The 21,859-nt window shown below is 56.7% G+C and carries 21 protein-coding genes; 10 read left to right on the forward strand and 11 right to left on the reverse strand.

The genetic code is table 11. The features are described from left to right. Positions 1–213: 213 nt before the first annotated feature. Entirely contained in the window at positions 214–807 is a 594-nt protein-coding gene (locus tag JIN87_RS07500; RefSeq protein WP_200354925.1) for a TetR/AcrR family transcriptional regulator, read from the reverse strand. A 123-nt stretch (positions 808–930) separates the two neighbouring features. Here JIN87_RS07500 and JIN87_RS07505 point away from each other — a divergent pair, with 123 nt between their 5' ends. Beyond that, entirely contained in the window at positions 931–1,305 is a 375-nt protein-coding gene (locus JIN87_RS07505; protein WP_200354926.1) for a hypothetical protein, read from the forward strand. 5 nt (positions 1,306–1,310) lie between these two features. After that, positions 1,311–1,859: a pyridoxamine 5'-phosphate oxidase family protein gene (locus tag JIN87_RS07510; RefSeq protein WP_200354927.1), complete on the forward strand. Its 549-nt coding sequence runs from the start codon at positions 1,311–1,313 to the stop codon at positions 1,857–1,859. Positions 1,860–1,875: 16 nt separating this feature from the next. On the opposite strand, the gene JIN87_RS07515 is transcribed toward JIN87_RS07510, so the two are convergent. The 3 genes from JIN87_RS07515 to JIN87_RS07525 form a co-directional block, all read right to left on the reverse strand. After that, a complete protein-coding gene (locus tag JIN87_RS07515; protein ID WP_200354928.1) occupies positions 1,876–2,385 on the reverse strand; it encodes a hypothetical protein in 510 nt (169 codons plus the stop codon). 195 nt (positions 2,386–2,580) lie between these two features. Then, positions 2,581–3,903 (reverse strand): 3-keto-disaccharide hydrolase, encoded by a 1,323-nt coding sequence (locus JIN87_RS07520; protein ID WP_200354929.1) that lies wholly within the window; start codon positions 3,901–3,903, stop codon positions 2,581–2,583. 46 nt (positions 3,904–3,949) lie between these two features. Continuing rightward, a complete protein-coding gene (locus tag JIN87_RS07525) occupies positions 3,950–5,347 on the reverse strand; it encodes a Gfo/Idh/MocA family oxidoreductase (protein ID WP_378924075.1) in 1,398 nt (465 codons plus the stop codon). 125 nt (positions 5,348–5,472) lie between these two features. Here JIN87_RS07525 and JIN87_RS07530 point away from each other — a divergent pair, with 125 nt between their 5' ends. Beyond that, the gene (locus JIN87_RS07530) at positions 5,473–6,684 is read left to right on the forward strand and encodes an ROK family transcriptional regulator (protein ID WP_200354930.1); all 1,212 of its coding nucleotides are present in this window, start codon (positions 5,473–5,475) and stop codon (positions 6,682–6,684) included. Between the two features lie 62 nt (positions 6,685–6,746). Here JIN87_RS07530 and JIN87_RS07535 read toward each other — a convergent pair whose 3' ends face one another. Both JIN87_RS07535 and JIN87_RS07540 read right to left on the reverse strand, forming a co-directional pair. Then, positions 6,747–7,481, reverse strand: coding sequence for a DUF3307 domain-containing protein (locus JIN87_RS07535; RefSeq protein WP_200354931.1), 735 nt, complete (start codon positions 7,479–7,481; stop codon positions 6,747–6,749). 33 nt (positions 7,482–7,514) lie between these two features. Next, positions 7,515–8,156, reverse strand: coding sequence for a hypothetical protein (locus tag JIN87_RS07540; RefSeq protein WP_200354932.1), 642 nt, complete (start codon positions 8,154–8,156; stop codon positions 7,515–7,517). Between the two features lie 164 nt (positions 8,157–8,320). Between JIN87_RS07540 and JIN87_RS07545 the strand changes: the two genes are divergently transcribed. Further along, complete coding sequence (locus JIN87_RS07545) at positions 8,321–8,917, forward strand: riboflavin synthase (protein WP_200354933.1); 597 nt, start codon at positions 8,321–8,323, stop codon at positions 8,915–8,917. A gap of 45 nt (positions 8,918–8,962) precedes the next feature. Then, a complete protein-coding gene (locus JIN87_RS07550) occupies positions 8,963–9,883 on the forward strand; it encodes a uracil-DNA glycosylase (RefSeq protein ID WP_200354934.1) in 921 nt (306 codons plus the stop codon). 34 nt (positions 9,884–9,917) lie between these two features. Here the strand turns inward: JIN87_RS07550 and JIN87_RS07555 are convergent, their stop codons facing one another. The 5 genes from JIN87_RS07555 to JIN87_RS07575 all read right to left on the reverse strand — a co-directional run bounded on the left by JIN87_RS07555 (position 9,918) and on the right by JIN87_RS07575 (position 16,614). After that, positions 9,918–12,302: a hybrid sensor histidine kinase/response regulator gene (locus tag JIN87_RS07555; RefSeq protein WP_200354935.1), complete on the reverse strand. Its 2,385-nt coding sequence runs from the start codon at positions 12,300–12,302 to the stop codon at positions 9,918–9,920. A gap of 176 nt (positions 12,303–12,478) precedes the next feature. Next, positions 12,479–13,117, reverse strand: a complete 639-nt coding sequence (locus tag JIN87_RS07560) for a LuxR C-terminal-related transcriptional regulator (protein WP_200354936.1) — start codon at positions 13,115–13,117, stop codon at positions 12,479–12,481. A gap of 464 nt (positions 13,118–13,581) precedes the next feature. Next, positions 13,582–14,697 (reverse strand): BeeR family actin-like protein, encoded by a 1,116-nt coding sequence (beeR, locus tag JIN87_RS07565; RefSeq protein ID WP_200354937.1) that lies wholly within the window; start codon positions 14,695–14,697, stop codon positions 13,582–13,584. 59 nt (positions 14,698–14,756) lie between these two features. After that, entirely contained in the window at positions 14,757–15,347 is a 591-nt protein-coding gene (locus JIN87_RS07570) for a hypothetical protein (protein WP_200354938.1), read from the reverse strand. Between the two features lie 304 nt (positions 15,348–15,651). Next, positions 15,652–16,614: a hypothetical protein gene (locus JIN87_RS07575; protein ID WP_234033285.1), complete on the reverse strand. Its 963-nt coding sequence runs from the start codon at positions 16,612–16,614 to the stop codon at positions 15,652–15,654. A gap of 202 nt (positions 16,615–16,816) precedes the next feature. Between JIN87_RS07575 and JIN87_RS07580 the strand changes: the two genes are divergently transcribed. From JIN87_RS07580 to JIN87_RS07600, 5 genes are all read left to right on the forward strand, one after another. After that, on the forward strand, positions 16,817–17,188 hold the full coding sequence (locus JIN87_RS07580) for a dUTPase (protein ID WP_200354940.1): 372 nt from the start codon (positions 16,817–16,819) through the stop codon (positions 17,186–17,188). Positions 17,189–17,252: 64 nt separating this feature from the next. Further along, the gene (locus tag JIN87_RS07585; protein WP_200354941.1) at positions 17,253–19,928 is read left to right on the forward strand and encodes a tetratricopeptide repeat protein; all 2,676 of its coding nucleotides are present in this window, start codon (positions 17,253–17,255) and stop codon (positions 19,926–19,928) included. A gap of 48 nt (positions 19,929–19,976) precedes the next feature. Next, the gene (locus tag JIN87_RS07590; protein ID WP_200354942.1) at positions 19,977–20,690 is read left to right on the forward strand and encodes a MotA/TolQ/ExbB proton channel family protein; all 714 of its coding nucleotides are present in this window, start codon (positions 19,977–19,979) and stop codon (positions 20,688–20,690) included. Further along, positions 20,653–21,093: an ExbD/TolR family protein gene (locus JIN87_RS07595; protein ID WP_200354943.1), complete on the forward strand. Its 441-nt coding sequence runs from the start codon at positions 20,653–20,655 to the stop codon at positions 21,091–21,093. Before JIN87_RS07590 ends, JIN87_RS07595 begins: the two co-directional genes overlap by 38 nt. A 32-nt stretch (positions 21,094–21,125) precedes the next feature. Next, positions 21,126–21,851, forward strand: a complete 726-nt coding sequence (locus JIN87_RS07600; protein WP_234033286.1) for a hypothetical protein — start codon at positions 21,126–21,128, stop codon at positions 21,849–21,851. Positions 21,852–21,859 lie beyond the last annotated feature (8 nt).

Here is a 21,859-nt window from a genome sequence, read left to right on the forward strand (position 1 = left end):
AAGGACACGAAGCTGTGGGTTGTGTGATCGGGTTGTGCTGTCTTACCACAGATGGCTCAGATTTTTTCTGATGGATCTTGTGGTAATGGACTGTGTGGTCCGAGTGAGTGTGTGGTTTGCTAACGCGGATGTGTTTTGAAAAGGGAGGGATGTTGGGGATTTTGGGGGAAGAGTGAAGGTTTCTTTTTGGTAGTTGGTTCTAGGTTCTGGGTGCTAGGTTTGGGGAGTGGATTGGGCGAGATCGAGGGCGGCTTGCTTGGCGGCTAGGGCGGAGTCGGGGTCTTGGAAGGTGTGGGCTCGGATGATGGCGCCTTCGGCGAGGAGATAGAGTTGCTGGGCGAGGAGTTGTGGGGATTTCGCTTTTAGTTCGGTGGCGATCTGAGCGAAGGTGTCGATCAGGATTTGCTTCTGCCTTTTGACGGACTGGTTGATGGGCGAGGTTTCGTCTGGGTACTCGCCAATGGCTCGGATGAAGGCGCAGCCGTTGAATCCCTCAGAATGAAACCACTGGTGATAGGCATCGAAGATGGCGGCGATTTTCGCGAGGGGCGCATCGCCTGCCTCTTGGATTGTGGCGGTGCGGTGGTCGAGGATCTCGGCGGCGCGTTTTTCTAGGGCGGCGACGATGAGTTCGTCCTTCGACTTGAAATGGTTGTAGAGCGTCATCTTCGCCACGCCTGACTCGGCGAGAATGGTATCGATGCCGACCGCGTGGAAGCCGCGCTCGTAGAAGAGTTTGAATGCGGTGTCGAGCAGGAGCTCTCGCTTGGGGGACTTGCGGGCGGGCGATGGGCTGGCGTCTGGCATGTGGAGGTTGTGGATCCTGGCGTATGAAAAATCAAGAACAGACAGGTCTGTCTATTTTTCTATTGACGAAAAGTAGACAGATCTGTCTTGTTTGCGGCGAATCAAATTCAACCTGACAGAATTATGAAGACTGCAATTGTTATCTACTCAGATCCAAAAAGTGGCTCCGACGAGTCTTTGACCCGCATGCTCAATGCCTTGGGGATGGCGGACGAGTGCCGCCGCGAGGGCGACGAACTCGCGATCGCATTTGCCGGGACGGGAACTCGTTGGCCGGCGGAATTGAGCAAACTGAGCCATCCGGCGAACGCTCGCTACGATGCTCTGCGTGAGCACGTTGTGGGCGCTTCGAGGGGGTGCGCGGTACGCAACGAAGCGGTGGAGGGACTCGAAGAAGCGGGCGTGGCCTTGATTGGAGACAATCCAGTGGAGGGGACTCCTGGTGTATTGAGCGTCCGTCGCTACCTCGCCGAAGGTTGGAACGTAGTAACCTTTTAGGTCCAATGAGAGGCGAATACCTTCGGACTCTGCAGACGGCAGCCGTCGAACGGGCTCAGATGACTGAGTACGGCCGGGTAGGGCGAACGGCGGCTCCACAAACTGATGGTGCTCTTGGAGATTCGGAGGTTCGCTTCATTTCCGAGCGGGACAGCTTCTACATGGCGAGTATCAGTTCAAGCGGCTGGCCTTATCTGCAACATCGCGGTGGGCCGGCTGGTTTTCTCAAAGCGGTGGGGCCGCGGCGTCTCGCTTTTGCGGACCTGGATGGGAATCGTCAGCTCATCAGCGTTGGGAACTTGGCGGAGGAAGATCGCGTTTCGCTTTTTCTCATGGATTATCGGGCGCGTGAGCGGTTGAAAGTACTTGGAAGAGCTCGAGTCGTGAGAGCGGTGGATGAGCCCGAGGTTGCTCGAAAACTGGGAGTTTCCGATGAGAGAACTCGAATGATCGTGATCGATGTTGTGGGCTTTGATTGGAATTGTCCGAAGCATATCACGCAGCGTTTTACGCGTGCGGAAGTGATGGAGTTCATGGAAAACGAACAGGGATAAGGGCTGGGCGAAACCTCTAAGGCGAGAGTTTGCGAGCGATCTGTTTGGCGGTTTCTTGTTGGAGCCAGCTAAAGGTTTCGCGTCCGGTGCGACTGGCGTCCGGCTTTGTCAGTCGTGTATCCAGAGACATGCGGAACTGGGTTCCTTCGTAGCCCGATGGAAGTTCGGTGACGAGGATTTCGACTTGGAGCTGGGCGTGTCCGCTGCGTCCGTTGGTTTTTATCCTGAGAGGAAGGTTGCCTTTGTTGAAACGGATTACAGTGCCATCGACCACGATGGATGGTTGGGCGAGCGGAGTGCGGGATACTGTTGCGTAGTATCCTTCTTTGATGAGGGCGGAGGCGGTTTGGTCGGCGAGCTCCTTTCCGAGTTTTGGGTCAGTAGAGGCGAAGCTGTTGACCACGATCGTGTCGTGTTGGGCGAGGTCTATGAAGGGGTTCCAATCGTTGGTGGAACGACAGGAAGTTATCAAGGTGAGCAGGAGGAACAGTGTGGTGGAGATGAGAACTGGCTTCAACTTTCCCATGTTTGGTAAACGATTGGTCTGGACTGGTGAATTTGCTTTGTGTGTGGAAGCGTTGTGGCCGTTGGGGACCCGCCTTCGCGTGAAGCTTCGGCGAGGCGAGCAACGCAGTTGCTACCTTTTAGTTGTTTGGATACAAAAAGGCCGCCGGTCTGGGGAGACGGGCGGCGTTGAAATTTGTTTTTGTGTGGCCGCGGGCTAGAGCTCCTTGATGCGGACGTTGCGGTACCAGACTTGGTCGCCGTGGTCTTGGAGGTGGATGCTGCCGGTCCAGCTGCCGAAGCCTTCGTGTTTGGCGTACTTGCTGGCTGCGAAGCGCTTTTTCCAGTCTTCGCTGCCGTATTCAATTTCTAGAACCTTCTTTCCGTTGAGCCAGTGCTCGATGTGGTTGTCTTTGGCGACGACGCGTCCGCTATTCCATTGGCCAGCGGGTTTGTAGGGTTTGTCATCTGGGGCGGGCAGTAGGTCGTAGAGGGAGGCTGCTCGGTGGGACGGCTTCTTGTTGTCCTTATGGAGTTTGTCATCAAGAACTTGATACTCAAGGCCGAGTCCGCCGTGGGCTCTGTACTTTATGCCGCTGTTTCCAGCTTCAGAGATTTTCCATTGGAAGCGAAGGTCGAAATTTTTGTAGTCGTCTTTCTTGGTATTGATGCTTCCAGGACGGATGCCAGCACGATGGACGATGCCGTTTTTGACTGTCCAAGCGTCGCTAACTTCGCCGCCGCCGGTTTGGGTCCAAGCGGAAAAGTCGCCGCTTTCAAAGAGGTTGGTGAAACCTTTTTCGATCTCCTTCACCTTGATGTTGCGGAAGTGAATGGTGCCTTGCTTGCCGGAGTGAACTTGTAGGCTGAAGAAGCCTTTGAAGTACTTGTCGGTCCTGTAGTGGGCGGCTGGAATGCCGTTGACCCATGTTTTGATATTCTTTCCGACGGCTTTGATGGTGAGGCGGTTCCATTCTCCTTTTTTGAGGGCTTTGCGAACTTCTTTGTGGTCGTCGAGCCAGAGCGGGTAGAGCCAGCCGCCGGCGGATTGGCCGTAGATGCCGCCCGACCAGCCGCGGTCTTGGCTGAATCCTTCCATCTCTGCCTGCGGGCCGAAGACGACTTCACCCTTGTCTCCAGGTTTGCTTTGAGCTCGGAACATGATGCCGCTATTACCATCGACTTCCCACTTTAGTTCGGCGGTGAAGATAAAGTTGGTGAAGTCGTCGCGTGTAGTTGAAAGGTAAGTACTGGGAGATCCTTTGACGGTGGTGCCGACAATGCTGTCACCATTTGCTTCGAAGGTGCAGTGCCCTCCGAGCGGTGTCCAACCGTCGAGGTTTTTACCATTGTAGAGACTGACGAAGCCTTTTTTTAGGCTGGGCTCTTTGTCGGTATTGATGAGGGCGTCCTCGGGCGCGACCTTCAGTGTCTGTTTCTCGTACTTGGCGATGTATTTCTGCTGTTGCTCGGAGATCTGGCCGGCAGAGGCGATCGACAAAATGGATACGAGTGTTGTGAGTAGAGCTGTCTTTTTCATTTTGGGAGGGGTGAGGCAACGACGGAGCGTTGCCCTCCTTTTGATTTTAGAGGGCGTAGTATTGTTCCCAGCCTTTTCGTGGGGCGGGATCGAGTAGGGCGTTTGCGGCCTTGCTGTTGGTGAAGCGTTTTTTCTTGGGGTTGAATTTCAGGTCGCCGCCGAGTTTCTGGGCGATGCAGCCTAGGTTGAAAACCTGAGTGAGTGGACCACTGATGTGGAAAGGCGAGCGCGTTTCCTCCTCGCCCTTACAAGCGAGAAGGAAGTTTGCGTAGTGATTAGAATTCTTTTGAGGGAAGCGTGGAAGATCTTTCCGCATGTCCATGTAGACTTCGTGCGGGAGCAGATGAAGGTGGCTTGAGTGGGAGCCGCCTTGGAAGACGAGGTCTTTGCTGTAGATGATCTTGCCGGGACGTTTGATCTCGATTGGTGTTCGAGCTGTCTTGCCGGTTTCGGGATTGGTTTCGAGTTTGCCGAGCTCTTCTTCGACGACGGGTTTGTTTTCTGTGCCGTCGTACCAAGTGACGTCGCAGGCTGGCATTTTGCCGCGCTTGCCGAATGCGAAATTGATAGTGGATGCCTGGGGGAACACTAATGGGTTCGGTCCGTCTCGTTTCACCGCCGTAATCTTCTTAGGAAGCCCGAGCTCGAGGAATTCGTGACAGGTATCCAGAATATGGGGACCCCAGTCTCCGAACGCTCCGCAGCCGTAGTCGAACCAGCTGCGCCACTCGCCGGGATGGAGACGAGCGCTGTGCGGGTGAACGGCAGCTGAGTCCATCCAGAGATCCCAATCCATGCCGGGAGGAACCGGCTCGCTAAAGTATTCGGTGACGTCTTGGCCCCAACCATGCCAACGACGTGGATTGTTCATATGGGCGGTGACTCGTGTGACATCTTTAATGATGCCCGCTTTGGTCCATTCCTTGAATTGGAAGTAGTTGGCTCCGGAATGACCTTGGTTCCCCATTTGGGTGGCGACGCCGCTGCGTTTCGCGAGGTCGATTAGACGCTCGACTTGGCCGAAGGTGTGGGCGAGCGGCTTCTCAACATAGACATGCTTGCCCAGCGACATGGCGGTCATGGTCACGCTGAAGTGGGCGTGGTCTGGTGTGGAGATGAGGACGGCGTCGATCTGATCAGACATAGCGTCGAACATCTTTCGCCAGTCGGAGAATTTCCGCGCTTTGGGGAATTTGGCTTGGTGATCTTGGGTGTGCGCGCCCTGCAAGTCGACGTCGCACAGGGCGACGATCTCGCAAGCCCCGGACTGGACGATGTTGTTGATGTTCGCATGGCCGCGGTGTCCGATTCCGACGCAAGCGAGACGCACTTGGTCGCTCGGCTTGTTTTGGCCGAAGAGCAAACGCGCTGGCAGGAAGCTGATAGCGCCGAAGGCGGCGGACCGCTTCAGGAAGTCGCGACGAGATGTTCCCGATGGGGAAATTGCGCTGCTGGGGGAGCGAGGGGTGTCTTGCATGCCGGTGAAGTTGAGTGCTTTGAGGAGTGGAATCAATAGTTTATTAACTAAACAAACAAATTAACTCGCCATCGAAAGGATGACGGAAAAGCATGCTGGCAGGTTTTCCCTTACACGTGCAGGAACGATACGACAGAGCAGATATACGCCGCCTCAATGCGGTGAGCGCCTTGAATCAGTTGCGAGTCCACGGTCCACTGTCTCGTGCTCAAATTGCTGAACGTCTGGGGCTTACGCGTGCGACTGTTTCCAATATCGTGGCTGATCTGATATCGGTCTCGCTGGTTAAGGAGAGTGAATTCGAGGCGGGGGGCGTGGGCCGGCGGGGTATGCTCTTGGAGTTGGACTCTGACTGCGGGTCGATGATTGCGGTGGAGCTGGATATCGACCGGGTGCAAGTCGTTTTGGCGAATGTTGGGATGGACTTTCTTTGGCGTGGCGAGGCTGAGTTGAAGGCTCCGATCTCGTCGGAGGATGGGGTGCAACGCGCCCTCGAGCTTGTGGAACATGCTCTGGTGGAAGCGGATAAGCTGGGGCTAAAGTGTTTGGGAATTTGCGTGGCCTGGGCGGGGCTGGTCAGCCGATCGACGGGTGAATTGGCGTACGGACCGATTTCGGGCTGGGAAGGGGTTGCTTTGAAGGTGGCTTGGGAGGCTCGTTTTAAGGTTCCCGTTTACGTGGAGAACGAGGCCCATGCGGGAGCGATCGCCGCTCACCATTTGGGAGAGCCGAAGCGAGTGGAGGATTTGATTTATCTCAGTCTGGGAGTGGGGCTGAGCGCTGGAGTGTACGTCGATGGCGGGCTGTTGCGAGGTCGTGATGGGTTCGCGGGACAGGTGGGGCACTCGCCTTTTGTGCCTGAGGGGGAGCTTTGTGGCTGCGGACGGCGCGGGTGCTGGGTGACGGAAGTAGGCGCCTCTGGAGTGTTGAGGAAGTTGGACCGTGCCGGCGTCGAAGTTTCGCAGAAGGAAGGTCTGCTTTGGATCGATGAGATTTGCCGCTTAGCCGAAACGGGTGATGCCAGGGTGCTCGCTGTGTTGGGGGAAGAGGGGAGACAAATCGGGCAAGGTTTGGCCCGATTGGTGCAAGTGTTCAATCCGTCCCAAGTGGTGCTCGGTGGGCATCTGCGGAAGTTGATCGCTCTTTGCGAAACGCAGATTCGCGAGACCTTGGAGGAGGCGGTGCTGGCCCCCATGGGCAAGGCTTTGACGGTGTCGGTGAGCGTCTCTGGGGAGGATCAGCTGCGGGGCTGCCTTGCTACGGTGTTCGACGCGGTGATGCGAAATCCGGAGCTAGCTGAGTAGAGCTTGGCGAGGACTGTGTCCGCTGGGACAGCGGACGCTACCTTGGGGTGCAGTGGGGGGAGCTAGCTGAGTAGGAGCTTGGTGGCGTAGGCGAAAGCGATGCCTAGAGTGAAGCTTAGGAGGGTGCCGACGAGGATGTATTCGGTTTCCGAGCGGTTTTCTTGGGCTTTTTGAAAGCGAAGGATGGATTTGGCGGCGATGAGGAATCCGGCGGCGGAGAGTTGTCCGCTGTATACGAAGATGAGAAGGAGGAGGCGCTCGAGGTGCCCGATGTAGCGTCCAGCTTTCTGGAGGCCGGTGTCGGCTTGCAGCTCGGAGGGGTCGCTGGAGAGCATGCTAGGCAGGGCCTTTGCGATGAGGTGTCCGGCTAGGAGGGTATTGGCAATTAGAGCGGAGAGGAAGACGAGGGTTTGAAGGTAGGTCGCGGGGTTGTGGTCGAGCCACCAGGGCTGGAAAATGCCGACGCGTGACCAGCCGATGGCGCTGAGCGTGAAAATGACGGCGAGGTGGGCGGCTTGATCGGCGAGGAAGGCGGGGAGCTCGGGGATGAGTTTCGGGCTGAGGCGGATTTTGAGGAGGTCAATCAGGCCGTGGCTTGCGACGAGGAGAAGGGGGATTTTCCACTGGGAGAAGTCGCCGAGGAGGAGGTAGGCGCAGAGACCGGTGATGACGAGGTGGAGGAATAGGGTCTTCGGTCGGCCTTTTTGGCGTGCCATTACGTCTGTCTGGAAAGCGAAATCCGAAAGGAGGTGGGCGGCCAGCAGGGGGACGAATAGGGCGAGATCGAACGAGGGCATTGGGAATGATGAAGAGTGGGCGGGGAGTTGGGCTTACTCTTCGTGGGGGGCTAGGAGTTGCTGGAGGCTGGATTCTAGGGAGCCGATGGATTCGTTTATGAGTTTCCATTGGGCTTTGGCAAGGTGCTTGCCGAAGGCTTGGGCGGAGATGGGGGGATCGAACTTTTCGGCGAGCTCGTACTGGTTTCGCTTGTTGCTGGCGAGGGCGACGGCTTGGGCTTGTTTGTTTGTCCAGTCGGACGTGATGCCGTTTAGGAGGAGGAGGCTGGCGTAGATCAGGCCTTGGCTAGAAGGGGGGATTTGTTTGCCGAGGCGGATGTTGAGCCGCCGATCGTCGGGCATTTCCTGCAAGCCACGGCCTGAGAGAACGAAGGCTTCGCCTTGGGAGAGGGAGATTTTCTCTGGGCGGAGCTTTTCGTAGCTGCCGATGCCGATGCTGACCCGGGTGTCGATATTGCGTTTTCCGAGCAGGTAGGACCGTAGGGTGACTGCGAGTCTGATTGCTGAATGAGCTGGGTGGCAGTGGCATTGCCAGCTGTCTCCGGCGAATACTTCGATGCTCGCACTGACATCCGTGCTCGCGACAGCGTCTTCCAGGTAGGCTTGAAGCTGGTCGCGCTCGGCTTCCGCCAGGCTTTGCGAACCGACGATGTCGCCTGTGAGTACTGCAATCACATATAAACCTAAAAAGGTTTATTTGATGAAAGTAAACCAAAAATGGTTTTTATTAGGTTTATAAGCTTATTTGGGTTTATCGGTGTGTGTTGTGGGGATGGTATGAATTTGCTTAGGTTTGGGGTTGGACACGGCGGGGCGGCTTGGCATGGTGGCGGAGCGTTATGTTTACCGGAATCGTTGAGGAAAAGGGCAAGGTCTTAGCTTGCGAAGAGCTGGAGCAATCGTGGCGTTATCGCGTTGCGGTCGAGAAGGTGGCGGATGGGATTTCGCTCGGCGACAGCGTTGCGGTAAACGGGTGTTGCCTGACGGTTGTAGAGATTGGCGATGGCGTCTTGAGTTTCGACGTATTGGAGGAGACGCGACGCGTCACGAATCTGCGGGATGTGAAGGTCGGTGGCTCGGTGAATCTGGAGCGCAGTTTGCGTTTCGATGGTCGAGTCGGCGGTCACTTTGTAACTGGTCACGTCGATGGCGAGGGAACGATCAAGACGCTGCGGCCGGAAGGGAAGGACGTGATCTTGGAGATCGAAGCTCCGGCCGGTTTTGAGCACTACTTGGTGTATAAGGGCTGTATCGCGATCGATGGCATGTCGCTCACGATCGCGAATGTAGAGGGTAGCGTTGTCACCATTTGGCTGATACCGCATACGCTTGAGGTGACTACCATTGGCGAGAAGGGGGTAGGAGATTCGGTGAATCTAGAGTTTGATTTGATCGCCAAGTACACGGAGAAGATTGTGGCTCAGCGAGAGGCTTAGTCTTTCTTGAGCTATTGTGGAAACGGATCGTTTTAGGACTGGGATATGAAGGCTGAAGTCGAGGCTCTGGTTGATGAGTTGAAGCGTTTGCGCAAGGAAGGCGTGACTCGCATTTCTGTATCTGAATCAGCGATACAGGGGTTGAAGAAGTTTTCGAAGGCTCCGTCGATGAATGCTTCGACACGTGCGGCGGTGCTGAATTCGATTCCTGATCAAGTGCGCTCGGCGGACGTGAAGAATTTCGACAAGGTTTTTGCGGAAACGAAGACGGAGACGAAGAAAGCGGCGGCTAGCAAGAGCTACGGGCCGAAGCTGCCGCGTCCGCCTCGTGTGCAACTTCCGGAAGGTGATAAGCAGACGCGTTGGGAGGCGTTGCGGGAGATAGTTCTGGGCTGCACGACTTGCAATGCTCGGGTGAAGCCAGGGAAGAAGGTGGTGTTTGGCGTCGGTAGTGTGGATGCGGATATCTTTTTCTGTGGAGAGGCTCCGGGCGCGGATGAGGAGATTCAGGGCGAGCCGTTTGTGGGGAAAGCGGGACAGCTTTTGACGAAGATGATCGGCGCCATGGGGCTGAAGCGTGAGGACGTCTATATTGGCAACATCATGAACTGGCGTCCGGAGATGCCGACGCTGACCGGTAATCGTCCGCCGACGATCGAGGAGATGAACTACTGTCTGCCGTACTTGAAGGCGCAGCTCGAAGTTGTGCAGCCGAAGTTGATTGTGGCGTTGGGAGCGACTGCGGTGAAGGGTTTGCTGGGAGCGGATAGCTTTCGAACCTTGCGTGAGGTAAAGGGGCAGTGGGCGGAGTTTGAGGGAATCCCTGTGATGCCGACTTATCACCCTTCGTATTTGCTTCGCAATGACACGAAGCGGGACAAGCGGAGCGCTTGGGAAGACTGGCTGAAGGTGATGGAGAAGGCTGGCTTGCCGATTAGCGATAGGCAGCAGGGCTACTTTTTGTAGTCTGGTGCTGAGGCAACGACGGAGCGTTGCCCTCCTATTTTTTGGCGGCGATTTCGGCGAGCTTGCGGTTGAGGACGTCGAGAGGGACGGGTTTGCCGAGGACTTCGTCTATGTGCTCTGGCTTCTCGCCGGAGTCGTTGATCATGTCGCCGAAACCGGTGATCATGTAGATCGGGGTGTCGGGCGCGGCACGCTTTACTGCTGCGGCGAGCTGGTCTCCGCTCATGAGCGGCATGGCGCGATCGGTGATGACGAGGTCGTAGTTCTTGGACTTGAACGCGTCGATGGCTCGGTTGGGGTCGCCGAAGACGTCGACAGTGTGGCCTCCGCTGGCGAGGAGTTCGGAGATGACTTCGAGCAGCACCTCTTCGTCGTCGACGAGCATGATGCGGAGGGATTTGGTTTCTCCTGTTTCGTTCACGTCTATCTCCTCTTTAAAAGCCTGTTTGACGGCGGGGAACTCCATGATGATGCGGGTGCCGACGCCTTCTTGGGATTCGATGTCGAAGGTGCCGTGGTGGCGTTGGACGACGCCGAACACGATGGAGAGGCCGAGGCCGGTGCCGAGTTTTCCCTTGGTTGTGTAGAAGGGCTCGAGGCACTTGAGTCGGGTTTCTTCGTTCATGCCGCAGCCGGAGTCTGCGATCTCGATACGGACGTTGTCGCCGCGATCGCTTACGCTGACGGTGATGTCGCCATGGTCTTTCATGGCGTCGACGGCGTTGATGATGAGATTGGTGAAGACTTGGCGGAGTTCCGGCTCGTTGCCCATGATGGGGCGAGCGGATGCCATGCTCATTTGGAAGTCGATGTTGAGGCCTTTGGCTTCGGCTTGGTTCTTCCAGCGGTGGCGGGTGAGCTCTTTGACTTGCCAGAGGAGTTCGTCGGGGAGGATTTGGATGAACTCTTCGGGGCTGTTCTGGGAGCGGTAGAATTCGCGAAGTCGGCTTACGACGGCGGCGCCATCCTGGGCGGCGACTTGGATCTTCTTGAGATAGGAAGTGAGCTTCGATTTGTCCTGCATGGTTTGCGGGACGGTGAGGAGGAGCTCGGAGAAGCCGAGGATCGGAGCGAGCAAATTGTTGAAATCGTGGGCGATGCCGGAGGCCATCTGACCGAGGGCGCGCAGGCTCTCTTGTTGGACAAGCGTCTTTTGGGTTTGCTTGAGATCGGAGAGGGCGGAGTTGAGCTCGAGGTTTTTCTTGGCGAGCTCGTCGGAGACGTTGCGGACTTCGGTCGCGTCTTCGAGGATGACGGCGAAGTAGTTGGCGACTCCAAATTCGTCGCGTAGCGGAGTGAGATAGGTATTGGCCCAGAAGGCGTCTCCGCTTTTTCGATACAGAAGAAGGTTCGCGGTGTGCTCTGCTTGGTTTTGCAGGCTTTCTTCGATTTCGAGGATGGCGCGTGCGTTGGTCTTGGGACCGTGCAGGCAGGCGAGGGATGAGCCAGCGACGCGGGAGTAGCGGTAGCCGGTCATGTGCTCGAAGGCTCGGTTTGCGAAGCAGATGCGGAAGCTGGGGCCGACTCGCATGAGCAGCAGGACGGACTCTTTGACGAGTTCGACGCTCGTCTTGAGCAGGTCCATTGCTGGATTGTTGCCTTCGACTGTCATGTTCTTGCCTTCGACGACGAGCCTGGATTGGCCGTTGTCGCGGCGAGCGGAGAGGAGGACGGTCTTGACCCGGTTTGTTTCGGCCTGGAAGCGGACGATGCTGGATTTGACGGTGTCTTCCTGGCTGGCGTCCTGCAGGAGCTGGGCGAGGCGATCGGCGTCGGACGGGACGACGATTTCCTTCAGCTTGAGGTCGCGTAGCTGTTCGATTTCGAGTCCGAGCAGTTCGGCCCACGAGGCGGAGGCGGTCAGGAAGCTGCCGTCGAACTCGTGGGAGGAGGACAGGTTCAGATTGACCGGAAAGGCCTTCGATTGGCTTGGGCCGTCGGTAGCTGGGACGGCTTTGAGCACTACGCGGGTTTGCTCCGGATCGGGAGCGATGAAGAGTGGGATTGCCTTGAGCAAAAGGGCTTGGCCTGCGGAGGCGGGATCCGCAAGCGTCGTGCGGAATTCCGAGGCTTCTGCCTGTGGATCGAGGTTGAGGAGCCAGCTTTTGAGAGCGGCTCCGTCGGTAACGAGGAGGGAAAGGTTGACGACTTTGGACTGGCCGGCGGCGAGTCCCCAGACGCGGTCTACATTGGCGTCGGACTCGAGAAAGGCGAGGGTGCCGTTGTGCAGGGAGTAGGCGGCGTTTTCGCCCGGCGTGCTGAGTCGGGAGAAGAAGGTCCAGTCGAGGGCGGGGGCGTGGCAGCTTTCGTTTTGCTGCGTGTCCTCTGAAAGTCTTGTGCGGCCAGCTGGCTCGGATTCGGCGGGGAGGCGTGAATCGAGAGGGCGTTGAGTATTGTTGCTATGGCTTTCGCTAAGCATGTGATCCGTCCGTGGGTCGTGCTTGGTAGAAAATGGGTCGAGTCCTTTCAACCCAGAGCCGCGTTCGGGAATGATTACCCGAGCGCGGCCTTTGAAGATTTCATCGAGCGTAGCGTGTGGGCGCTTCGTCCGGTGATGCTAAATTGTGGAATAGAATGGTTTGGCCTGCTCGGGGATCAAGTGAGCGAGATGAGCTCGTGCTTGATAGCGTAGCGTGTGAGGGCGGCTACGTCGTGCAGGTTGAGCTTGCGCATGATGTTCGTGCGGTGGTTGTCCACTGTGCGAACGGAGATGTTCAAGCGGGCTGCGATCTCCTTGGTGGAGAACGACTCGGCTACGAGTTGCAGGATTTGCTTCTCGCGGTCGGAAAGGGGGATTTCGCTGGATGCGGCATCTGGGTTGAGGATGAGAGAGCGCATGACGCTTGCCATCTTCGGTCCGATGAATGTGCCGCCACCTGAAATGATATCGAGAGCCTTCTTGAACTCGTCGAATCCGTCCATCTTGTCGACGTATCCCTGAGCTCCGGCCGACAGCAGTTCGCGGATGTTCGCGGAGCTCGCTCTTCCGGAGAAGACGAGTACTTTAACACCAGGTACATGCAGGGTAAGGCCGCGCAGAACTTCCGTTCCGCTTAGTTCGGGGAGGCCGACGTCGAGAATAACGGTTTCGGGTTTTAGCTTAATACACCCTTGCAATCCTTCTTCTCCGGTCCCGAAGGAGCCCACGATCTCGTAGCCGGGTAGCATTGAGATGAACTCTGAGACCATTTCTCGGATTGCGGTTTGATCTTCGATTATTACGACGCTTTTCATTATAAGAGATTTCCTTTTGCTCCCTTGAGTTACGGACTGGGGAAACTTTTCTTAAGCGGCAATGCGCAGTATCCTTGGTCTAGTAGGTTGATTTGCGGTGGGTATTTGCGGATCTAGCAGCAGGGTAATTGGCTGTTTCCCCTCTGATTTACCCAAGTTTGTGTATTTCTCCGCCATTGGTAAAACGCGCCGTAAATTTTGCCTGAAAAGTTTTGGTGGGGTGTGGAGTCTAGGAAGGGTCTGCGGTTTTGGGGCTGTGGGCTGGTTTTTATTAGGGGAATCATGGGCCGATCGATGGAGGAGTGGGATTAAGAGGAAGATTAGGATTAAGGGGAAGATTGGGACTGGGATAACAAAAAGACGGGCCCCGGTTTCCCGGAGCCCGCCATCCTATTCCTGCACCACAAAAAAGTGAGGGTGACGGTACGTGTTGTACCTATACTGAACTGACTACCTAAATTGTGTTAGCGGAGCAGGGTCTGCCACTGGCGTTCCTTAGCCTGGAAGGCTGCCTTGATGGCGCCGCTGGCTACGCGAGTCTTGTAGTCCTCGCCAACGCTGGTGACTTGGCAGCCTTCGAAGCCTTCTTCGGAGAGAAGCTTCTGGAGCGCTCCGTCGAGGCCTTTGATCATGCTGCCGCCGCCGGTGATGATGATGTTTTGCAAGAGATCAGGGATGCTGTCTGGGTCTGCCTTTACGATCAGAGCACGAACGGCTTCGTAGATCTTGTTGAGCAGAGTGTCGCACGCGGTGCCGACAGCGTCGGACACTTCGAGTTGCTTGATCTTGCCGCTGATCATCACGGAGTGAGAGGCTTCAGAGGTCGCTCCTTGTACGAAAGAGTGCTTTTCCTTGATCTCGCGGCACTTGGCGATGGAGATCTGGCTGTCTGGGTACTTGTTGAGGAGAGACTCCTGGATGGACTCGTCGACAGCGTCGCCTGCGAAGGCGAAGGAGATTTGGTCCTCGGCAGATGGATAGTAGCCTTGGATCAAGCAGACATCGGTGGATCCAGCACCGATGTCCACAAAGAGAGAGTTGCAAACCGGATCGACGTAGTCGGCTTTGACGAGCTGGTCTTCCTGGCGGCTGCCGAGAGCAGCGAGGAATGGCTCGGGGATGAGGATGACCTTGTCGAAGATGCCTGTAACGGCGAGACGGGTGTTTTCGCGTGCTTCGGAGTCAGCGTTGGCTGGCATACCGATGACGGCGCGTACTTCCGCGTCAGGTGAGATGCCTGCGGTTTCCTTGAGGTGTACGAGGAAGTCGCGGGCTGCGTCCATGTCGGCGATGATGCCATCACGGAGCGGTTGGACTAGGTTGAGGTGCAGCTTGTACTTGAGGGCTAGCTGACCGTAGAGAGTGGTTGCGTCGCCAGGGATGATGCCTGGGAGAATGCCTTCGGTCGTGTAACCGACGATGGAAGGGATCAGCTCTGAGGTGACTACCTTTCCTGTGGTTGGTTTTGCGACTTGGATGCAGGTGGTGTTGGTGCCGAGGTCGAGCCCGACAAGAAGCATTTCGTTGGTTTGCTTCGCCTTTGTTTTTCTGGGTGCGGTCTTGGATGTTGTGGTACTCATTTTTTGTGGTCGGTTAGATTTCTGTTTTTGTTGATGCAGGGATGACGGATCGTGGTGAACTAGCCTTTGAGAATAGGATCAATGTTGGCGTCGTTCATGCCTTGCACGATGTCGTCGAGTGAGAGGATGGAGTCGGCGAGGGCCTCGCTGTCGACTTCTTGGAGAGCGTCGATCATGTCGCTCACGTCGCCGATGCGTACTTTGCGGTTGCCGGTGTTGAAGCCTTCGGGAGCTTTAGGGGCCTCTTCACTATAAGTGGGGCGGACCCATGAGCCTTCGAGCTCGGCTTGGCGTTTCGCTTTGTTTTGCTCCATCTTGGTGACGTAGAGGGAGCGGTACTTGGCGGCGATGCGTTCCTCGACTTGCGGTATGATGCGTTTGACGAGGGTCTCCTTGAAAAGTCTCTGCAGCTTGTGGCCTTGGTCCACGATGCTTTGTTCGCGTGTGAACATGTCGCGCAGGTCGGCCTTGGCATCCTCTTTGAGGCCGGTGGGGAGCATTTGCATCCACTGCTTGATGAGTGGAGGGAGCTCCTCTTTGATGATGCGACGTGATTCCCACTCCTTGCCGTCACGGTGGAGGATGCAGGCGAAGCGGAAGCGCTCTACGATGGCGTCCCAGCGCTCTTGCGCACGTTCTGTCACTTTCATCGATGCGATCATAAGATTTACGGCGCACAACTTAGCTTCGTGCGTGCCAACTTATGTAAGTCGTTGTTTGGCAACGATGAGTTGTTCCTAGGTAAATTTCTACCTGTGGAAAGTCGGCAGAAAGGGACCGTTTTTTCCGCAAGCCGAACCCTTTTTGCCTAGGGTTTGTTCGCTAGCGGATCTTAGAGGGGTTTTGGAGAACGAGCTATGGGCAAGAGGCTGGCTGCTGCGGGTTGGGGCAAGAAAAAGCCCTGCGGCTTGGGAGCTGCAGGGCTTGGATTGAGATTTTGGTTTGGAGGAGGCTCTATTCGGAAGCGCTTTCTTGGCGCTCGCGTCGTTGGCCTCCTTCGCCGTCACGGCGTGGGCGACGTGGACGACGGCGGCGGCGTTGTCCACCTTCGCGGTTTTGGCGCTCTCCGCTTTGGCCTTCTTCGCCCTCGGGGCGTGGCTTGCGGTTGCGATTGCGTGGGCGGCGACGACGGCGGCGATTTTCGCCTCCTTCTCCGTTGCCTTCACCGTCTTCACGGTTTTGGCGATTGTTTGGACCACGGCGTCCGCGTCCGCCACGTCGGCGTTGTCCGCCTCGGTTGCTGCGTTCTTGCTGCTGCTTTTCCTCTTCCTTGTCGCCGCCGGTGAAGAAGGCGATGATTTTGGCGAGGAGTCCCTTTTTCTTAACCGGTGCTGGTTTGGAGCGAGGGGAGCTGGATTCGGAGCGTGGCTTGCGTTCGCGTTTTGGAGCGGTGCGGCCGTCGCGTGATGGACGGAATTCTTGCACGTTGCTGCCTTGTTCGCGGTTGACGGTGCCGAAGCGTTCTGGGCGTTCTTCCGATTCTGTTTCGGTTTCGGTCGATTCGCTTGCTTCTTCGGATTTCGGAGCGCGTTCGCGAGGTTTGCGTTCGCGACGTTCTCCGCGCGAGCGATCTCCGCGGCGAGGACGGCGTTCGCCGGACTCTTCGCGTCTTTCGCTCGGGTTGCTTCTCGTGTCGATCAGTTCTTCCGAGACGTTGGCTCGGATCGGGAGGTCGTCCATTTCGATCTCCTCTTCTTCTTCGAAGCTACTGATGGAGCTGAGGTTTTGGATGGCTGGGGCGGATTCGCCGGCCTTTTTCTTTCGGTTGCCGTACTTGAGCGGCTTGTTGTTCGACGTCGGAGCGGGGGCGGGCTTCATGGCGTCAACGATCTCGAGTTCGTCTGCGAATTCCGCGACGGGATCGTTTTTTGCCTCCGGCTGCTCGGACGGAGTGGGTGTTTCTTCAGTTTGTGACATGTTGTTACTCATTGGTCAGTCGGGATTTAGACATCGACTGAGCGTGCGGCTCGCAGTGAGAATCGCGGTGGACCGGGCGAGCCGTCGTGAGGGGTCCTTTTGATACCGCGGGAGAGGTACTTTACGATTGGATTGAAAAGTTCAAACTTAAACGCCTTGGGCCTTGCGTGGGTTGGGGGAAGCGGGCTAGCTAGCGGATCTTATGGATAAGCTTCAGCGGATTTTCGAAATGCAGGAAGAGCTCAACGCGCGTATCGGCGTGAACCTCAAGGACATCGACGAGGAGGAGCAGGCGAAATGGGTGCTCAACTATTCGCGCGCGATGCAGCAGGAGATGGCGGAGCTGATCGATTCGGTACCTTGGAAGTGGTGGGCGAAGTATCAGGATTTTGACAAGCAGAACGCTCGGGTGGAGGTGATCGACCTTTTCCACTTCCTAATTTCCTTGGCTCAGACACTTGGCATGTCGGCGGACGACGTCTACGATGCCTATGTGGCTAAGAACAAGGTGAACCACCAGCGTCAGGAGAGTGGCTACACCGAGAAGGACGAGGCCGATTCGCGTCACATCTGAGGTGGCGGCGAGGTGTCGGTTTGATTGAGGAACCCTAGCGGCGAGAGGCGGACGAAGCAGTAGCATGCGTGGTAGGATTTGGAGATCGCTTTCTATACTGCTGTGCGTGTGCGGGTGGAGTTTGGAGGCTCAAGAGGAGCAGCCTGCGATTCCCTTGACGGAGGTGGTTGACGCGGTCGAGCTGCGTGATGTGGGGGATGCCTATCTGCTTGCTGGGCAGGCTCGCCGAGCGTTGGAGGCGGGAATCTACGATTTGAGCTATTCGCTTGGGGTCGATGCGGCTGCTTTGACTGACTCCGACGGGGTGGATTTCGACAATGCTTTGGTGATCGTGGATTCGTTGCTGGCGATGACCGAGTGGGTGGAGGCTAGGTCTCGTTTAGGGGAGTTGGCGAGTTTGGATGGGGCGCCGCTTGCCCGGCTTGATTTGCGGGAGGCTATGGTCGAGTATGCGGAAGGGGATGTGGATGCCGTGGATGAGAGGTTGTTGGGCCTTTCGATCGGGGCTTTAGGGGGCGACGATCTGGCGTGGTTTTGGTTTTTGCGTGGGTGGACTGTATTGAGGTTAGGCGATCGGGACGGTGCGGCTGCTTCGTTCGAGTCGGCGAGGAGTGCGGCTGGGGATGCGTCTCCGGCGTTGGCGGCCCAGATCAATTATCTGATCTTTCGTAGTTTGCTGGAGTCGAATACGGCGAATGCCTCGACGATCCCGCAGTTGCAGAACGCTTTGCTGGAGAACGCGGGGCGAGAGGTGCGATTCGTTTACGCCCAGCAGTTGGCGGCTTTGCTTTTTGATGCGGGGAATGCGGATGCTGCGATTGGCCTGATAGGGCGGAGCTTGGCGGAGCTGCCTGACGGAATGGGGCGTGTGCGGGCGCAGTTTCAATTGCTGGCTTCGATGGCTGGCGGATTGGGTCGGGTGGAAGGTCGCCAGGCTTTGGCGGAGTTGCTGGAGGCTAACCAATATCCTGATTTGATGAGCATCGCCTTGCAGCAGGCGTTTCGTAGGGCTCGCGCGGGAGACGAAGCTGCGGAGCTGGTTGTGTGGACGCAATTGGATGGGATGATCGAAGGGGAGCCGGAGCATCTCTTGCTCGACCAAGCGCTTTATTACAGGTCGGTTTTTAAATTTCTCGAAGGAGACTTCGTGGGCGCGGAGGAGGATGCCTCTGAGTTGCAGAGAAGGTTTCCGAATTCTTCCTACCGCCGCGGGATGCTTGCGTTGCAGGCTTCGTCGGCTTGGAACCGCAAGCGGTATCGGACGGCGGCGAGTCGTTTGCAGACGATGCGTTCCGAGTTTGCGGATTTGGAGAGGGACTATCGGCTATCGGCTTTGATCGCGGACTGTTATTTGCGAGCTGGATTGCAGTCGAACACGCGGGAGGATTTCGCGAATGCGGCGGAAGGGTATGCGACTGCGATCTCGAATGTGTCGGACGAGTCCCAAGGCGCTCCTTTGTATTTCCAGATGGTGGATGCTCGTTTGCAGGCAGGGCAGCTTGATCTCGCTCTGGAGGCTATCGACGACTCGGATCTTCAGAGCTTGGCGGGGGCGGAGATGGTTTGGCGGACCCAGTGGCTGGTTTTGAAGGAGCTTCGCCGGGTGGGCCGGGCTGATGAAGCTTATGACAGGGCGCAGGAGGCGGTGTTGGGGGAGTCGGAGGACCCGCTCTTGAAGCTGCGTTTGCTGTGGTTGACTGCTCGTCTTTCGGTGGTGTCTGGCGATTCTGAATACACTTACGATTGGGTGCGTGAGATTGAGGATTTCGTGCAGCGGGAGAGTTTGTCGGATGCGGATCCTGATTTGTTGAATAAGGTTTTGGCGAGTAGTTTGCTGTCCTTGTCCGAGTCGCATTTCGCTCTCGAAGAGCCGGAGGAGGCGGTCGCTTTGCTCGAGCGTTTGCGTGAGGAGTATCCTGGATACGAGTCGGCTTTGTTGTCGTATATCTCGCATGCTCGTTATCTGTCGCGAGAGAATCGTACGGTGGAGGCTCAGCAGTTGCTGGTGTCGTTAGCGGATGAATACAGTGATCATCGCTTGGCTCCATCTGCTCTTTTGGAGGCGGCTCTCAATGCGGTGCGTCGCGGTCAGGATACGTATCTGGATGAGGCGACGAAGCTGTTGCAGCGGATCGCGACGGACTATCCGGATTCGGAGATCGTGTTTCAGGCTCGTCTGATGCAGGCGGACTTGTTGCGTCGCCTGAACAAGTTTGGCTCGGCGGAGCAGATCTATTATTTGTTGGAGAACGAGTACGCTGATCGGCCGGATCGTTTTCTGGCGCAGATGTCGATGGCGGATACGTTGTTGGCGCAGGCGAACGAGGATGAGAGCAAGTTCGATGGCGCGGTGTCTCGCCTGGAGCTGCTCATGGATCTGCCGGAAACGACGTTGGGTCCGTTGGTGAACGAGTTGGATTTGCAAGTGGAGGCGGGGTATAAGCTCGCGCAGGCTTGGCGTTCGCGAGGCGAGAGTATGAGGGCGAAGCGTTTGTTTTGGCAGCTCTACGATCGGATGTTTAGCGAGGAGCTCCGGATTCGTGAGTTGGGGCCGAAGGGGCGCTATTGGATTTCTCGTTGTTTGTTTGGCTTGGCGGAAATCTCGAAGGAAGAGGGGAAGGTGGACCAGGCGAATTTGTTTTACGAGAAGGTGATCGAGCATCGTCTCAATGGAGTGGAGCTCGCTCGCAGGCGTTTGGAGTTCCGTGGATCGGAGGAGGGGGATCCGGTCGCGAATTAGGTTGCTAAGCCTTGGGGCTTGGCTCGTTTTTTAGGTACCTGTATTTAGATGGAATCGCTGCAGATAGAGTTGTTTGATACCTTCCGCCAAGGCGGTCTGGTTATGTGGCCGCTGTTCGCCTTGAGTTTGGTGGCTTTGGTGGTGTTTGTGGAGCGTTTGCTGTTTTTGCACCGCAACCAGATTCGTTCGAAGGAGTTTCTTTCTGGAATCGAGAATTCGCTGAGCAAGGGGCGCTTGATCGAGGCGTTGACGATTTGTCAGGACACGCCGGGTCCGGCGGCTTCGATGGTGAAGGCGGGCTTGATGAGTTTTCGCGAGAGCAATGCGGAGATTCGAGAGGTGGTTCGCGAGGCGGCGGTGGTCGAGCTTGCTCCTGTGAAGCGTCGGGTGGGGGTGCTTTATGCGGTGGCCCAGGTCGCCCCGATCTTTGGGCTGCTCGGAACGGTGATCGGGATGATAGATAGTTTTATGCAGTACGAGCAGCAGGGCGTGTATGTGCATGCCGGCCACTTGGCGGCGGGAGGTTGGCAGGCTTTGATCAGCACGGCCACGGGGTTGGCTTTGGCGGCGGTCGCGATCATGGCTCATCATTTTTTGGTGGGGCGTATTCGTACGGTGGTGCTGGAGATGGAATGGCTGGCTCAAGAGTTGGTCGTAATTTTTACACGGGTCAAAAATGGTCCGGACTCAGAGATGACGGACGCGTTTGCGAGCGATTTGAGCGATGTTGAAGCTGGAAGCGGAACTACCGAAGAGGGCTAGGCTGAGCTTTTGGCCGTTTCTCGATCTTTGCGTGATCGGGATGTTCTTTGTGCTTTTCAGCTCGAAGTTCGTGATGGCGCCTGGACTGACTCTGGCTTTGCCGAAGGTGGAGTCTTCGCAGGTGGCGATCGCTCCGATCTACGAGATCGTGACCGTGACTGAGGTGAAGGGGGAGGAGATGATCTTCTTTCAGGACAGCGTTTTGAATCTCGACTCGTTGGAGAAGTTGCTGGTCAAGCGAGGCGGGGCTCCCGAGGGCGCTACGCTTTTGGTGAAGGCGGATATTGCGGTCTCGATGAAGACTTTGAGTTCGCTTAGTCAGCTGGCGATCGATGCGGGGTATTTGAAGGTGCAGCTTGCTACGGATGATCGACGGCCTGGCGAGGGGGCGTTTGCGAACTGATGAAGAGCGGGAAACGCAGGTTTGGTCGAACCATGCGTTGGACCTGGGCGCTGGTTGTGGCGGTGCTGGTACACATCTCTTTGTATTGGGGGGTGGCGTTGACTCGTAGTAGCGACCAGGCTTTGAAGCGCCAGGCTAGGCAGTTTACTGAGATCCAGTATTTTGACGCGAAGACTGCGGAGCGATCGATCGCTTTGGGACAGCAGATGACGCTATTTGACCCGCGGCCGTTGTTGCTGCCGACGGAGTGGAACGCTTCCAATGTGGCGAACTTGCTTGGGACGTGGCAGGAGGAGGCTGAGATTTTCCCTCCGTTTCCGCAGATGTTCGAGTTGAAGGACGGGAATTATGTGGACGATTTTGGGAATGTGCCGGCTGAATACGACCGATTATCGTCGGCTCAGGTGGAGTTTGTGTTTCCTCCGTTTCGGGAGTTGGGCAGACGAGAGTCGAGCGTAGGCTTCGAGGACGAGCAAGGGATGTCGATCGTATTGGTCGACCCGCTGTCCGGATCCGAGCTTTCGCGCACCTATATATATAATGAAGCGGTGATGGCTTTGGAGGAGGCTTGGCCCGAGCGGGGACCGTCGACTTTTATGGCGACGGTTGAGGATAGTTTTCATGTGGGGGGATTGGCGGTTTTGGCTAGCTCAGGCTTCGACGAGGCTGATCGCGATATCGGTCGGATAGCCTACGCGAATTTCGCTCGTTTGGGGGCCTTGGATGATGGGATTTACTTGCTGGAAATCGTGCCGTGAGATGCCCC

The sequence above is a fragment of the Pelagicoccus mobilis genome, assembly GCF_016595505.1.
GTDB lineage: Bacteria > Verrucomicrobiota > Verrucomicrobiia > Opitutales > Opitutaceae > Pelagicoccus > Pelagicoccus mobilis.